Origin of the sequence: Microbacterium terregens (genome assembly GCF_039534975.1) — a bacterium.
Taxonomy (GTDB): Bacteria; Actinomycetota; Actinomycetes; order Actinomycetales; family Microbacteriaceae; genus Microbacterium; species Microbacterium terregens.
On sequence record NZ_BAAAWH010000001.1, the window covers coordinates 2,431,278 to 2,445,531 of the forward strand.

Here is a 14,254-nt window from a genome sequence, read left to right on the forward strand (position 1 = left end):
GTGCCCCGCGCGGCCGCGACATCGGCGGCGACCTGCGGCTTCGGCGGAACAGGCCTCACCTGCCCGCGTGCGCTACCGGCTTCGCCATCCGGTGGGTTCGGATGAGCGTCCTGCGGCAGAGGCAGCGGGGCTGTCACCGATACAACTTACCAAGGGGTTCCGACGAGGAGGCAACGCGTGACCGCGTCCGGGCAACCGCCTCTTTGTCACAAATCTGCAACGGCAGGCGCTCTTCATGCGGGTTCCCAGGTGTCGTCGCTACCATGAATTTCGGCACAAGGGAGTGTCGCGTCGGTGAACCGACAGTGAAGACACTCATCCCAGGAGCAGACTTTTGACCCTTCAGACCGTGATTCTCGCAGCCGGAATGGGCTCGCGGCTAGGCCGCAGCCTGCCGAAGCCGCTGACCGAGCTCAGCGACGGACGCAGCATCATGCAGCAGCAGCATGAGAACATCCGCGCCGCATTCGGCACCGACGCGCGCATCACGACGGTCGTCGGGTACAAGGCCGAGGCGATCGTCGAGGCATTCCCCCGCGTCGATTACGTCTACAACGACCGCTACGACCAGACCAACACCTCCAAGAGCCTGCTGCGCGCCCTGACCAAGAGCGGCAAGGGCGGCGTGCTGTGGATGAACGGCGACGTGGTCTTCGACCCACGCGTGCTCGGGCGTGCGATCGACCTGATCGAGCGCGACCAGTCCTTCGTCACGGTCAACACGTCCAAGGTCAGCGACGAAGAGGTCAAGTACACCGTCACCGCCGAGGGTTTCATCAACGAGCTCTCCAAGACGGTCAAGGGCGGGATCGGCGAAGCGGTCGGGATCAACTACATCTCCAGCACCGACAAGAGCGCGTTCATCCGCCAGCTGTCGCGGGTGGACGACCAGGACTACTTCGAACGCGGCCTCGAGCTCGCGATCGTCGAGGACGGCGTGCTGCTGGAGCCGCTGGACATCTCCGATCTCTACGCCGTCGAGGTCGACTTCGCTGAAGACCTGGAACGCGCGAACCTCTACGTCTGAGCGTGGCCGGCTTGTCAAGCCCCAGCCTTCCTCCCGTAGAGCGCGCATAGGATCGGCCTGATGGCCGACAAGGTGCACCGTATCCACTCCCTCCCGGAAGATTCGCCGTGGACGGGAGGTCTGCCGCCTGCCGGTTCCGACGAGCACCCGCTGGTTGTTCGCATGCTCGACCGCGTCCTGGCCATTCAACGACCGGTCGTCTTGGCGCACCTGCGCAGCATCCGCCTGCGCCATCCGCAGGCGACGACCGGCGAGATCGTACGCATCCTCGAACGGCGCTATCTCGCCGCCGTCACCACCGGTGGCGCGGCGGTCGGGGCCACCGCGGTCGTGCCCGGCATCGGCACCGGTGTGACGCTCGCGCTGAGCGGAGTCGAGACCGTCGGCTTCCTCGAAGCGACGACCCTGTTCGCACAGTCCGTCGCTGAGGTGCACGGCATCCCCGTGGCAGATCCCGACCGGGCGCGAGCGCTCGTGCTGGCCCTGATGCTGGGCAAAGAGGGCGTGGATCTGGTCGCGCAGCTGGCCGGCCAGGCGACGGGCAAGGGCCCCGGCCGGGACCGCTACTGGGGCGAGCTGATCACCAAGACGCTCCCCCGCGCCGCGGTGGGTCCCCTCGTCGATCGGTTGAAGAAGGCTTTCGTGCGCTCCTTCGCCGCGCGCGGCGGCGCCTCTTTTCTGGGCAAGGCGCTGCCGTTCGGCATCGGCGCGGCCGTCGGCGGGGCCGGCAACCACATCCTCGGCCGACGGGTGCTGGTCGGCTCCCGCCGGGCGTTCGGGCTGCCGCCGATGGAACTGCCGGCCGACCTCGAGCCGGGCCCGGACACCCTGCGTCTGGAGCACGCCGCCACCCGCGGAATCCGCCGAGCCGGCGGGGCGATCGCCGGCGGCGTGACCCGGGGTGTCTCCGCGGTCGGGACCGCAGGACGCAGGGTGGGTGGCGCGGTGACGCCGCGCCGGCGCAAGGCGATCGAGGGTCCGGATGCCGCGGCATCCGAGAGCTCTCTCGACGACGGCCCCGCGGACCGCTGAGGCCACCTCTCCACCTCTCCTCCACAGCCGCCCGGATTACCGCTCCCCTCACACGAGCGGTCCGACCCAGCGGATCGGCTGTGTCGTCGTCGGATGCCGCTCCTAGCGTTCCGGGCATGCTGAGAGTCGTCGATCCCGAAGAGTTCCCGTCCGCCTACCGCGTGCCGTGGCGCGTCGATCACGTGTACGGGACGCATTCGCTCGTCACGAACGCCGGCGACACCGCACTGGATTTCGTGCGCGTCTTCGTGGACAGCAGCAGCTTCGCGCCGCAGACCGAACTGTGGGGGCAGATGCTCCCCGGCGAGACGGTGGAACTGTGCCTCTGCGATCACGACCTGGAGGATGTGGTCGTGACGCTGTGCTGGTTCCGCCCCGAGACGGGAATCGAGTACGTGTGGCGATTCCTCGTGTGACAGCGCAGACGCGCAAACGCGCTCGCAAGCGCACAATGGTGGGATGGGTCTATTCACGCCGCGTCCCGAGGAACCCGCCGAGTGGGCCGGGCTCCCCTCGGAACCCCTCGAGCCCGGCTCGGGCGCAGAAAGCCTGGGTTCTCCGACCGGGTATTCGGATCCGCTGGGCATTCTCGGGCCGGCGGTGGAGTCCATCGTCATCCCGGTTCTCCCCGCCGCGGAGATCGCCCGGACCGCGTCCGACCCGGCTGCCGGCGAACCGCCCGAGTCCGCGGAGAATTGAGGTCGGCCGTCTCCGCGGGGGCGGGGTCCGCGCTCGAGTGCAAGCGCTTCCTCCGCTCACTCGACACGCTCCCCAGGCGGGCATAGCCTCGGGAACATGGACAGCACTCTGGCCTGCCTTGCGGCATGGATGCCCCGGCAACGGTGGTACGCCGCGAAGGGCCGGCCGCCCAGCCTGCGCCTGGTGGCGTGGTGGGATCCTCCCGCCTCGCAGGTCGGGGTCCCGGCCGGCGAGGCCGAGGAATCCACGCCCGGCGTCCGCGTCCGAACGTTCCTCGTCGCCGACGAGGGTGCCCTGCCGGCAGTGCTCTACCAGATACCGGTCGTTTCCCGGGCGACCGCGACGGTGGATGCCTCCCCCGCTCACATCATCGGGAGCCCCGAACCGGGCACCACGTTCATCGATGGACCCTTCGACCCTGCGTACACGGCCGCACTGCTGACCATGGTGACGGTCGGCGGCCAGGGCACCGGCCCCCGCGCCCTCGCCACCGGTCGACCCACGTCGGCCGTGCCGGAGACTCAGGAACCACGGACGGCGAGCGTACTCGCCGGCGAACAGTCGAACACCTCGCTGATCTACCGCGCCGACGACGGGTCGACACCCATCATCTGCAAGGTGTTCCGACAGCTGCACCCCGGGCTGAACCCCGACATCGAATTGCAGACGGCGCTTGCCGATGCGGGATCGCCGCACGTTCCTCGGGCGATCGGCTCGATCGAGGGCTCGTGGCCCGACCAGATGACCGCACGCGGAACCGTGACCGGCTCGCTCGCCTTCGCGCAGGAATTCCTGCCGGGCGTCGAAGACGCGTGGCGCGTGGCGCTGCGTGCCGCGGCGCAAGGCGAGGACTTTCGCGACCGGGCGCGCGCGCTCGGTGCAGCCACCGCGGAGGTGCACCTCTCGCTCGCAGGTCTGTTCCCCACCCGACCTGCTCAGCCGGAGGACCGCGACGCCATGGCGAAGACGTGGGCTCGACGGCTGACGACGGCGATCGCAGAGGTTCCCGCGATCGCCGAACGACGCGAGGCCATCGAGGCCGTCTACGCGCGCGCACTCGAGGTCGCCTGGCCACCGCTTCAGCGCATCCACGGCGACTACCATCTCGGTCAGGTGCTGCAGGTTCCCGATCGCGGATGGGTGCTGCTCGACTTCGAGGGAGAGCCGCTGCGCCCGATGGCCGAACGGGTGCGCCCGGATCTCCCCCTGCGCGACGTCGCGGGGATGCTGCGCTCGTTCGACTATGTCGCGGGATCCATCCGGCTCGATCACCCCGACCGTTCCGGTGATGCCGTGCGGGACTGGGCGCGGGCCGCTCGGCGCTCGTTCGTTCAGGGCTATGCGGGCGCATCCGGTGTCGAGCTCGACGTCGAAAGCGCCTTGTTGGCCGCGCTCGAACTCGACAAGGCCGTATACGAGGCGATCTACGAGTGCCGCAACCGGCCGACCTGGGTCACGATCCCGCTGCGCGCGATCGCGCGGCTCGTGGAGAAACCCGCCGCGGTCACCTGAGACGGCGGTGATCAGTCATCGAACTCCGCCTCGTCCGACTCGGGCTCCTCGTCGTCGTCCGCGGACCCCTGGCCGTGCCACGCCTCCCAAGAATCCATGAGCCGCCCGACCGCGGCATGGAAACGATGCGTCGCCGCACCGGGAGTCGTGTCTCCGAAGTAGAAGGTCACCCACTGTTCCAATCGGGCGACGGCATCGGCATCCCCCAGCACGCGATCGGTCTCCGCGACGATGCCGGCGGCATCCGTCCCATCGAGCCATTCACAGGCCGAGAGGTAGCCGTGCGTGTCGATGACGGCCTCCGGATCGGCCGGACGCGTGACCATCAGCGGGCGATCGGCCGCCAGCCGGTCGTAGACCATCGCCGAGATGTCGACGATCGCGACGTCGGCTGCTGACAGCTGCCAGCCGAGCTCGGGACCGTCATCGAAGACGTGGTGCGCGCCCAGGTCGGCGGCGTTGGCCGACGCGAGTGCGGAGATGATGCGGCGATTCGCCGCGCCGTATTCGGGGTTGACCACGCCCGAGCGCGGATGCGGGCGGTAGATGACACGGTGGCGGCCGGTGGCAAGCAGCGCGGCGATCAACGTCTCGCCGTGCGAGAGGATCGACCCGTAGTGGGCGGACGGCCGATCGCCCTCCCAGGTGGGTGCGTACAGGACGACGATGCGGTCATCCGGCGTGTACGGCAAGAGCCCCGAGTAGTGATCCGCCTGGGGTCGTCCGATCTGCATCGTCCGCTTGTCGAGGTCGTAGTCCCACAGCACCCGGCCGAGCCGCTCGCGCGCGGCCTCACCGGCGATGAAGGCGTAGTCGTAGGCCTTGTACTGGTTCGTCGTCATGTACATCTTGTCCGACTCGCCGTGGTTGATGAACACGTGCCAGCGCCGGCCGTACCGGAACATCTGGAAGTTGCGCGTGTTCTGATTGACGTAGAGCACCACGCGGATGTCCTGCTCCGAGATGAAGTTCTCCACGTCGCGAACGGTCGGAACGAACGCGACGGGCGGTGCGTCTTCGGCCAGGAGGGCGCGGGCCGCGGTCGCGACGCGGCTGATCACCACCACCGGCCAGGTCTTGCCGAGCTCGGCGAGCGGTTTGTACCACTGCCGCAGCTGGTACATGTTCACAACGCCGTCCGCGAAGTAGACGGCGACGCGATAGTGATTCTGCGGGTGCGGCGGCATCTGCTCGATCGTCTGCCGGACCTCACGGACGGCGCCGCGGCTCACAACCGCCTTGCGCAGCAGTGCCGCGGCTTTTTTCACATCCGTGACAAGACCCACACCTTCAGGATACCGAGGGGGCCGCGTGACATGATCGACGGGTGCATGTCGACCACCCGGGACGCAAGGATGCGCCGGTCGTCGCCGAAGGCGCCGGAGTGACCTTCGTCATGCCGGTGCTGAACGAGCGGGCGTACCTTCGCCGAGCGGTCGAGACCGTTCTGGCACAGGATGTCGGGGGCCCCACCGAGCTGATCCTGGCACTGGCCCCCTCGACCGATGGCACGACGGAGCTGGCGCGCGAGCTCGCTGCCGATGAGCGCATCGTGCTCGTCGACAACCCCGACGCCGACATCCCGATCGGATTGAATCGGGCGATTCGCGCCGGCCGCTATCCCACGATCGTGCGGGTCGACGCCCACTCCGAGCTGGAACCGGGCTACACCACACGCGCGCTCGAGACGCTCGACCGCGTGCGGGCGGCCAACGTCGGTGGCGTGATGAAGGCGGATGGCCGCACGCCCTTCCAGCGCGCCGTCGCGCGCGCCTACAACTCCCCCATCGGCCTGGGCGGCGGCGCCTACCACGGCGGCACGTCCGAGGGCGAGGCCGAATCCGCCTATCTCGGAGTGATGCGTCGCGATGTGCTCGACGAAGTCGGACTCTTCGACGAGAGCATCCGGCGTGGCGAGGACTGGGAACTGAACCTGCGGATCCGCCGTGCCGGCTACCGCGTATGGTTCGACCCGGCGCTGGCGGTCACGTACTGGCCTCGCGAGAGCTGGACGCGACTCGTGCGCCAGTTCTCCGCGACAGGTCGATGGCGGGGCGAACTGGTCCGCCGCTTCGGGCGAGGCAACTCCCTGCGGTTCTTCGCGCCGCCGGCCCTCGTGATCGACCTGGCGCTCAGCGTGATCGTCGGACTTCTGCAGCTCACGGGCGTTCTCAACGGATGGTGGTCGCTCGCCGCATCGGCCGTCTACCTGCCTCTGGTGGTCTACGCAGTGCTGATCCTCGCGATGGCAGTCGGCAGAGGGGGCGGCACCGGCTGGCGCGACAAGCTGTGGACGCTCGTCGTACTGCCCACGATGCACTTCTCCTGGGGCACGGGATTCCTCACCGGCGTGGTCCGTGGCGCACACGACACGGTCGACACGTCGCGCCTGGGCGACCGCAACACCCCGCTGCCCTAGTTCGCGCGCAACCGGTCGCTCTGCGCCGGAACGGTCGGATCGATGAAGCGCTGATCGATGATCCGGTTGACCACCCGCTCGGCCGCGTGCCCGTCATCGCGAGGATTGAACTTGTCGCGCCACTGCGCGTACTTCGCCGCGTACTCCGCGGGGTCGCCGTCGCGCAGCGCGGCGACCAGCTCGTCCTGCGTGTGCACCACCGGGCCCGGGGCGTGGGCTACCAGGTCGAAGTAGAACCCGCGCAGCTCACCGCGATAGTGCGCGATGTCCGGAACGAGGAAGAACATCGGCTTGCCGGTCACGCTGAAATCGAACATGACCGACGAGTAATCCGTGATCAGGGCGTCCGCGGCCAGCAGCAGACGGGCGGTGTCGGGAAAACCTGTGACATCCAGCACACGTGGGCCCTCGGCATCCCGGCCGGCCAGCAGGGTTCGCGAGTGACCGCGCACGAGCACGACGGAATCGGTGGCGGCCGCCAGGACAGCCGGGTCGATGAAGTCGACGATCTCGTTGCGATCGTCACGCCAGGTCGGCGCGTACAGCAGTACCCGTTCGCCGGGACGGATCCCGAGGGCGGCTCTGGTCGCTCCGTCGTCGCCGGCCACCAGGATGTCGTTACGCGGGTAGCCCTCGACCCAGATCGGCCGCGAGAGGAAGGCGTACGCCTTGCCGAGGATGCCGGCCGCGTAGGGGTTCTGCGCGAGCAGAACGTTCCAGCGGCGCGACTCCTTCAGAACGGCCGCCATCCGCCGCAGGTCGAATCCGGGGCGATGCAGCGCGAGGCGCTTGAGCGGAGTGCCGTGCCAGGTCTGCACCACGACCTGCCCACGCCGGCGCGAAAAGGTGCGCCGGAGCCAGTCGTTGACCACGAGCAGCCGCGACGAGCCGCGGGCACGCCACCAATCCGGGCTGCCGTCCACCACCGGAATCGCACCCTCGGGAACCTGGACGGAGAGGTCCACGACGCTCCAATAGCGCGTCACGTCCGGGGCGCGACGGGCGAGCTCACGATCGATCGCGAGCGGGTTGTCGCTGGCGTTGCGGCCGTAGAAACTCTCGAAGAACACGGCATTCTCCAGGGCCGTGGGCCGTGTCGCGTACCGGCGTTCGAGCGCGGCCTGGCCATCCCCGGAGTCGTAGGCGGGGTCGACCGGCGGCCCGATCGTGAGCACGCTGCCCTCCAGCGCCGCGCGAAGCGTTCCGAGCTGGGTGAGGGGAAGGGATGCCGGTGCGTCGACCTCGACGCCATCCGCGTGCGCGATGCGCAGCTCGTAGCTGCCCACCGGCAGCGGAAGCTCCGCCGCGCCCCAGCGCGAGGTCCGAAGCGGCAGCACCGCCTTCCACGTCTTGCCACGACCGGACGTCGATCCGACGACGCGGGCGCGAGGGCCGACGAGCTCGACCGATTCCGGTCGCGCACCGGAACCCGACACGATCAGTGTCGCGCCTCCGTCGGTGGAGAAACGGGCGTCGGTCATCGAGTTCCCCTTGTCGTTCGCGGCACCGCAGATCCACGCGCATCCGCGCGCACGCTCGCCAGGATCGCACGGTACACCCTGCGCGTGTTCTCTCCGTCTCGGAACGCGTGCACGCGGGAGCTCAGCCGCGCGGACCGCGTGATGCTCTCGCCCCGGACCGCACTGTCACCGAGCAGCGCGTCCAGCTGCGCCGCGGCCTGCGTCCAGTCCTCGGCCCAGTCATCGCCGGCAACGTCGGCGTACGAGCCGTAGAAGCCGCGGGTGCGCGCGTACGCCGCGACATCAGGAGCGAGGAAGACGACGGGGAGCGGCACGAGCCCCGCATCGAAGACGAGCGACGAGTAGTCGGTGACCAGAGCGTCCACTCCCGCAAGCAGCGGTGTCACGTCGGCGACGAGGTCGCTGCCCAGGCTTCGCACCCGATCGGTCGCGCGGGGTGGCGCGTACTCGCCCGCCCCGAGCGGATGCGATCGCACCAGCAGCACAGCATCCTGCCGGGTCAGCACCTCGACGATCAGCCGCCACTCCTCCGCGGAGGGAACGGCCGGGTCGGGCGCACCGTCACGCCACGTCGGCGCGTACAGGACCATTCGGGTCGGAGGATCCACCGTTCCCGTCGCGGCCGCGATCGCGGCGCGGGCTTCGGACCGACGCGTCTCAGGGGTCCCGCGCGAAAGGACATCCACGCGGGGTTCGCCCGTGACCGGGACATGCGTGTCCGGCAGGCCGAAGGCCGACTCGAGTCTGCCGCGGACGAGGTCAGATGCGGCCGGCAGGACGCGAATGCGACGAGCGGCGGCCCGATACATCCGGCCGATCAGGACGGGCAGGACCCGGGATCGGGGAAGGATGCCGCTGCGCACCGTCTCGGGCGAGTCCAAGCCGATCCGCTTGAGTGGGATGCCGTGCCACAGCTGAACGACGAGAGCACCCGTGACCGCGTAGCGGTTCACGTCGCCGAAGCCGTGCGTGACCACGACGATGTCCGCGCGGGCAGTGCGCCAGAACCCTCGCAGCGACCGCTTGCGCGCGTACGGGATGCCTCGGGCTGCGGCATCCCTCGCCTCCCGCGCCGAACCGACGAGCCAGAGCGACGGATGGCCATGTTCAGCGACCTCGTCCCACAGCGCAAGGGCACCGTCTCCGATGCCGACGCCGCAGCCGAACACCCAGGTGCCGCGCCGGCGGGGAATGAGGAGCGTGGCGAGGCGGCCGAGCAGGTAGAGCGGGATGCCCGCGATCTTCAGCGCGTTTCCCGCGCCGAACGAGAAAGACGCCACCCCGCGACTCTATCGCGGGGTGACGTCTTGGACTCGTGCCTACCACCGGCCCGCGACTCCATCGCGGAGTGGCGTCTTGGACTCGTGCCTCGGCGGGCTACGGCTGCAGCTGCCCCAGCGTCACATCGACCGACTGAGTCCGGCCGTCCCGGACGAAGGACAGGGTTGCGTCGCTGCCGGCAGCAGCGGCACGCACCTGGGCCGTCAGATCCGTGGCGTCCGTGATCGGGACTCCGTTGAATTCAGTGACGACGTCGCCCTCAGCCAGTCCCGCTGCCTGGGCCGCGCCGCCGTCGACGACCTCGGCGATGTAGGCGCCGGTGATCGTCGCGTCCTCAACCGCTGACGCGTCGCGAACGCTCGCACCCAGCAGACCGTGGGTCGCCGCCCCGCTTTCGATGATCTCGTCGGTCACGCGCTGAACGATGTTCGACGGGATCGAGAAACCGACACCGATCGACCCGGATTCACCACTCGCACCGCCGGCGGTCGCGATCGCGACGTTGATGCCGATGAGCTCGCCCTGGACGTCGACCAGCGCTCCCCCGGAGTTGCCCGGGTTGATCGCGGCGTCCGTCTGGATGACGGCGATCGAGATGGACTCGGTCGGCGCCTGCGTCGAGTTCTCGCCCTGTCCGAAATCGAAGAAGAAGGGCGGCGTCTCCTCGGAATCCGGCGCCTGGCCGTCTTCGGAGTCCTGCGGGGTGTCACTCGAATCCGGCGCGGCCGACGAGGCGATCTGGATCGAACGGTTCAGCGCGCTCACGATGCCCGTGGTGACCGTGTTCTCCAGGCCGAGCGGCGCACCGACAGCGATCGTCTCGTCTCCGACGTTGAGCTCCGACGAGTCCGCGAACGCGATCGGAGTCAGATCCTCGGCATCCTCGAGCTTGATGACGGCGAGGTCGTACGTGGGATCGGTGCCGACGACCTCGGCGTTGTACACGCGGCCGTCAGAGGTGTTGACGCGGATGGTCGCGTCGGCGGTCGCACCGTCGAGCGTGACGACGTGGGTGTTGGTGACGACGTAGCCGTCGCTGGTCAAGATCACTCCCGACCCGGTGCCGGCCCCATTCGTGCCCGACGCCTGGATCGTGACCACGCTGGGAAGCACCTTCGCGGCGATCGCCGTGGTCTGGTTGACGTCATCGGAGTTGTTGACCGTCACGGTCGCAGGACCTGCGGCCGGGGTCGTGGACGCGGGCGTGAAGAGATTGACTCCCGCGTAAGACCCGCCCAGGCCCGCGGCGCCGCCGACGATCGCGGCTGCGACAAGCAGCCCCACGACCTTGCCCGCGCCGGACTTCTTCTTCGGCGCCGCGTCCGTGTTCGTCTTCGTCGCAGCGCCGGGGTCCAGCGGCGTCGTGGGCTGCGTCCGGCTCGGATCGGGTCGCCCCGCGGCTGCCCCGAATGCCGACGCGTACTGCGATCCTGCCGCGGGCTGACCCGCATAGCCCTGTGCGCTCGGGTGGCCGTAGGGCGGCGCCTGCGGCGGGTATGGGGGGTACCCGCCCGGCGCGCCTGCGGGGCGCACGCCCTGCGGCGCCTGCCACGCGGGCGGCACAGGCTGCGCGGGCGCCGCGGGGGTCGCCGATGCGGCATCGGGTGCCACTCGCTCCGGAAGGGGCGGGGCTACGGGGAAGACCGGCTGCGAAGCGTCAGGCTTCGACTCGGATGCCGTGGCCTCCGCGGTGGTGTTCTCGGATGTGGGGGTCTCGGGCGCTGCCGCCTCGGGCGTCGCGTCGACCGGGTTCTGGGGTGTGGAATCTGCGGGGCGCTCGCCCTGGATGTCGCTCATGGTTGCTCCTTTTGCCGACTGAGACCACTGTGGCCCCGGATTCTGTGGATTTCTTATGCCGCGGATGGGCGTCGACTATGCGAGTAGCGTGAACCGGATGCAAGAAGTTCCAGGAGCGTGGCGCCGCACGGCGAGGGGCGCAGGCCTGCTCGCTCCCGACGGTTCGGCCCGTCCCACCATCTTCGCCGAGATGTCGGCCCTGGCGGCACGAACCGGGGCAATCAACCTCGGCCAGGGCTTTCCCGATGAAGACGGTCCGCCCGAAGTGCTCGAGGTGGCGCGAGCGGCGATCGCCAATGGCGTGAACCAGTACCCGCCCGGCCGCGGCATGCCGGATCTGCTGCTGGCGATCGCGGAGCATCAGCATCGCTTCTATGGGCTGGATCTCGACCCGCAGCGCAACGTGCTCGTGACGGCGGGCGCGACCGAGGCGCTGGCCGCCGCGCTGCTCGCCCTCATCGACGGACCGCAGGACGAGGTCGTCGTCTTCGAACCGTATTACGACTCGTACGCGGCGGTCGTCGCGCTCACCGGCGCCCGGCTCGTGACGGTGCCGCTGCGGTGGCCGCACTTCCAGCCCGACCTCGAAGAGCTGCGCGCCGCTGTGACGGACCGCACGCGGGTGATCCTCGTCAACGATCCGCACAACCCCACCGGGGCTGTCTTCAGCCGGGAGCTGCAGGACGAAGTCGTGCGTCTCGCGCATCTCCACGACGCGCTCATCATCACCGACGAGGTCTACGAGCACCTCGTCTTCGACGGACCGCACGTGCCGATCGCATCACTGCCCGGCGCATGGGAGCGCACCCTCACGATCTCGTCGTGCGGCAAGACCTTCTCGGTGACCGGGTGGAAGATCGGCTGGATCACCGGACCCGCCCGCCTGATCGACGCCGTGCTGGCCGTGAAGCAGTTCCTCACCTACGTCAACGGCGCCCCGTTCCAGCCGGCCATCGCCACCGGGTTGCGCATGCCCGATGCCTTCTTCGGTGAGATCTCGCGGACTCTCCGAGACAAACGGGACCTGCTCGGCAGCGGCCTTCGATCGGCGGGCTTCGATGTCTCGCTCGCTGCGGGTTCGTACTTCACGATTGCGGATGCCGCTTCCCTGGGCGCAACGGATGCCGATGAGTTCTGTCGTGCGCTCCCGGAACGGGTGGGGGTCGTCGCGATTCCCTTGACCGCGTTCGTCACGCCGGAGCGGCGCACGGAGTATGCCACGCTCGTGCGGTTCGCCGCGTGCAAGCGCGTTGCGGTCCTGGAGGACGCTGCTGTTCGCCTGGCTGCTCTCGCCGCCTGACGAGCACGCCGGAGTGGTCGGGCCGGGTCGTGGTTCCCGGGGCCGCACTTACTCGCGCGGCACGACCCCCATGCGGCGCAGGCGCAGCGCCGGATTGACCCGACGCACCCGCTGAACCGCGTCCCTGTCGAGATGCGCGACGACGACGTCGGTCGCCGTGCCGACCGCGGCGATCTCCACGCCCTGCGGGTCCACGATCATCGAGTTGCCGACGCCGAGGGGCGGCGGGTGGTCTGCCGCGGCGACGAAGACGGTGTTCTCGATCGCGCGGGCATGCACCAGGGTGCGCCAGTGGTGCTCTTTGAGAGGACCGCGCACCCACTCCGCAGGGACGAGGAACACGTCGGCTCCGGCGTCGGCCAGCGTCCGGCCGACCTCGGGGAATCGCAGGTCGTAGCAGGTCATGAGTCCGAACCGCAGGCCGCCGAGGTCGAAGGTCTCGGGCGGAACGAGGTCACCGGCCTCGACCCAGTCGGATTCGCGCTGACCGAACGCGTCATAGAGGTGGAGCTTGCGATAGGTCGCCACGACGCCCGTCGCATCCACCGCGACGACCGTGTTGCGCACGCGACGGCCGTCGGTGGCACGCTCGAGGAGCCCGGCGACGATGTGCAGCGCGTGCTCGGACGCGAGCTCGGTGAGCGCACGGACGAAGGGGCCGGTCAGCTCCTCGGCGTTCTCGGCGAGCGAATCGTCGAACGGGTCGACGAAGTAGCTCGAGTATTCGGGGAACACCACGAGGGAGGCGCCCCGACCGGACGCGGTGGCGACGAGCTGCTCGATGAGCGCGAGATTCGCCAGCTTGTCCGCGCTGGGCGCGAACTGGGCGACGGCGATGGCCGTCGTCTCCGAGCCCGGCGCGGTCACTGGTCCACCCCGTTGCCGAGCTTCGCCCGTATCATCGCAGGGCCGACGACCCACAGGGCCAGGACGACGGCGGTCAAGGCCAGGATCGCGACGATCGCCGCCGGCCGGTCGACCACGACGTCGAAGACGAAGCCGACGACTCCGACGAGCAGAATCGATACCGTCACGAAGGCAGTGACCAGTGCGGCGTGGCCGTATGCGACGACCTTGGCCTTCGCGCGCCGCTGGAAGAGGAATCGGTGGACCGCGACCGGGGCCAGGGCAACGATCGAGGTGAGAGCGGAGAGCACGATGAGCGCCAGGTAGAAGACGCGCTGGTCGGCGTCGAGGTCGGCGAACGCGGGCTGGAAAGCCAGGGCCAGCAGGAATCCGGTCAGGATCTGGGTTCCGGTCTGCATGACGCGCAGCTCTTGGAGCACCTCATTCCAATTGCGATCGGCGCGTTCTTCGGGCGTTTCGTCGCGTCCGTCCTGCAGGTCGTGCTGGTCGGTGTCTCGCGCGGCGTGCATGCGTTCATCCTTGCCGTCAGCGCCTCACATCGGCAACTCCGAGCACCCCGAACTCCGCCCCCGTTTCCCCGTGCTAAGCTTTTCCTTGTGGCGCGGGGTGGAGCAGTTCGGTAGCTCGCTGGGCTCATAACCCAGAGGTCGCAGGTTCAAATCCTGTCCCCGCAACGAAACGAAGAAGGCGCCCCTCCGGGGGCGCCTTCTTCGTTTCCCTTTCGAGACCGGCGCAGTGAGCCTGGTCCAGATGGGCCCACGCGCCGAGGGGCCCCGCGCGTCGCGAAGCGACGTGTGGGGTAGGCGTGGGGACAAATCCTGTCCCCCTCGCGGGCCTGC

General features: G+C 69.2%; 13 protein-coding genes and 1 tRNA gene. 8 read left to right on the forward strand and 6 right to left on the reverse strand.

The window, feature by feature from the left end; translation table 11 throughout:
* Positions 1–334 precede the first annotated feature (334 nt).
* The 5 genes from ABD655_RS11270 (at position 335) to ABD655_RS11290 (ending at position 4,270) form a co-directional block, all read left to right on the forward strand.
* The gene (locus tag ABD655_RS11270; RefSeq protein WP_344714000.1) at positions 335–1,027 is read left to right on the forward strand and encodes a phosphocholine cytidylyltransferase family protein; all 693 of its coding nucleotides are present in this window, start codon (positions 335–337) and stop codon (positions 1,025–1,027) included.
* Between the two features lie 60 nt (positions 1,028–1,087).
* Positions 1,088–2,059 (forward strand): hypothetical protein, encoded by a 972-nt coding sequence (locus ABD655_RS11275; RefSeq protein ID WP_344714002.1) that lies wholly within the window; start codon positions 1,088–1,090, stop codon positions 2,057–2,059.
* 116 nt (positions 2,060–2,175) lie between these two features.
* On the forward strand, positions 2,176–2,475 hold the full coding sequence (locus ABD655_RS11280; protein ID WP_344714004.1) for a hypothetical protein: 300 nt from the start codon (positions 2,176–2,178) through the stop codon (positions 2,473–2,475).
* Positions 2,476–2,518: 43 nt separating this feature from the next.
* Complete coding sequence (locus tag ABD655_RS11285; protein WP_344714005.1) at positions 2,519–2,758, forward strand: hypothetical protein; 240 nt, start codon at positions 2,519–2,521, stop codon at positions 2,756–2,758.
* A gap of 96 nt (positions 2,759–2,854) precedes the next feature.
* Positions 2,855–4,270, forward strand: coding sequence for a phosphotransferase (locus ABD655_RS11290; RefSeq protein WP_344714007.1), 1,416 nt, complete (start codon positions 2,855–2,857; stop codon positions 4,268–4,270).
* Between the two features lie 11 nt (positions 4,271–4,281).
* Here ABD655_RS11290 and ABD655_RS11295 read toward each other — a convergent pair whose 3' ends face one another.
* Positions 4,282–5,556: a CDP-glycerol glycerophosphotransferase family protein gene (locus tag ABD655_RS11295; protein ID WP_344714009.1), complete on the reverse strand. Its 1,275-nt coding sequence runs from the start codon at positions 5,554–5,556 to the stop codon at positions 4,282–4,284.
* A 41-nt stretch (positions 5,557–5,597) separates the two neighbouring features.
* On the opposite strand from ABD655_RS11295, the gene ABD655_RS11300 reads away from it, so the two are divergent.
* Positions 5,598–6,689: a glycosyltransferase family 2 protein gene (locus ABD655_RS11300; protein WP_486348127.1), complete on the forward strand. Its 1,092-nt coding sequence runs from the start codon at positions 5,598–5,600 to the stop codon at positions 6,687–6,689.
* On the opposite strand, the gene ABD655_RS11305 is transcribed toward ABD655_RS11300, so the two are convergent.
* The 3 genes from ABD655_RS11305 to ABD655_RS11315 form a co-directional block, all read right to left on the reverse strand.
* Positions 6,686–8,170: a CDP-glycerol glycerophosphotransferase family protein gene (locus tag ABD655_RS11305; protein ID WP_344714011.1), complete on the reverse strand. Its 1,485-nt coding sequence runs from the start codon at positions 8,168–8,170 to the stop codon at positions 6,686–6,688. The two genes, ABD655_RS11300 and ABD655_RS11305, sit on opposite strands and share 4 nt — an antisense overlap.
* Positions 8,167–9,450, reverse strand: coding sequence for a CDP-glycerol glycerophosphotransferase family protein (locus tag ABD655_RS11310; protein WP_344714013.1), 1,284 nt, complete (start codon positions 9,448–9,450; stop codon positions 8,167–8,169). Before ABD655_RS11310 ends, ABD655_RS11305 begins: the two co-directional genes overlap by 4 nt.
* A 97-nt stretch (positions 9,451–9,547) precedes the next feature.
* Complete coding sequence (locus tag ABD655_RS11315; RefSeq protein WP_344714015.1) at positions 9,548–11,248, reverse strand: S1C family serine protease; 1,701 nt, start codon at positions 11,246–11,248, stop codon at positions 9,548–9,550.
* A gap of 97 nt (positions 11,249–11,345) precedes the next feature.
* Between ABD655_RS11315 and ABD655_RS11320 the strand changes: the two genes are divergently transcribed.
* Positions 11,346–12,548 (forward strand): aminotransferase class I/II-fold pyridoxal phosphate-dependent enzyme, encoded by a 1,203-nt coding sequence (locus ABD655_RS11320; RefSeq protein WP_344714016.1) that lies wholly within the window; start codon positions 11,346–11,348, stop codon positions 12,546–12,548.
* 48 nt (positions 12,549–12,596) lie between these two features.
* Here the strand turns inward: ABD655_RS11320 and ABD655_RS11325 are convergent, their stop codons facing one another.
* Entirely contained in the window at positions 12,597–13,415 is an 819-nt protein-coding gene (locus ABD655_RS11325) for a carbon-nitrogen hydrolase family protein (RefSeq protein WP_344714018.1), read from the reverse strand.
* On the reverse strand, positions 13,412–13,924 hold the full coding sequence (locus ABD655_RS11330; protein WP_344714020.1) for a DUF6328 family protein: 513 nt from the start codon (positions 13,922–13,924) through the stop codon (positions 13,412–13,414). The genes ABD655_RS11325 and ABD655_RS11330 overlap by 4 nt, the downstream gene beginning before the upstream one ends.
* A 91-nt stretch (positions 13,925–14,015) precedes the next feature.
* Here ABD655_RS11330 and ABD655_RS11335 point away from each other — a divergent pair.
* Positions 14,016–14,089 (forward strand) — tRNA-Met (locus ABD655_RS11335).
* Positions 14,090–14,254: the final 165 nt, after the last annotated feature.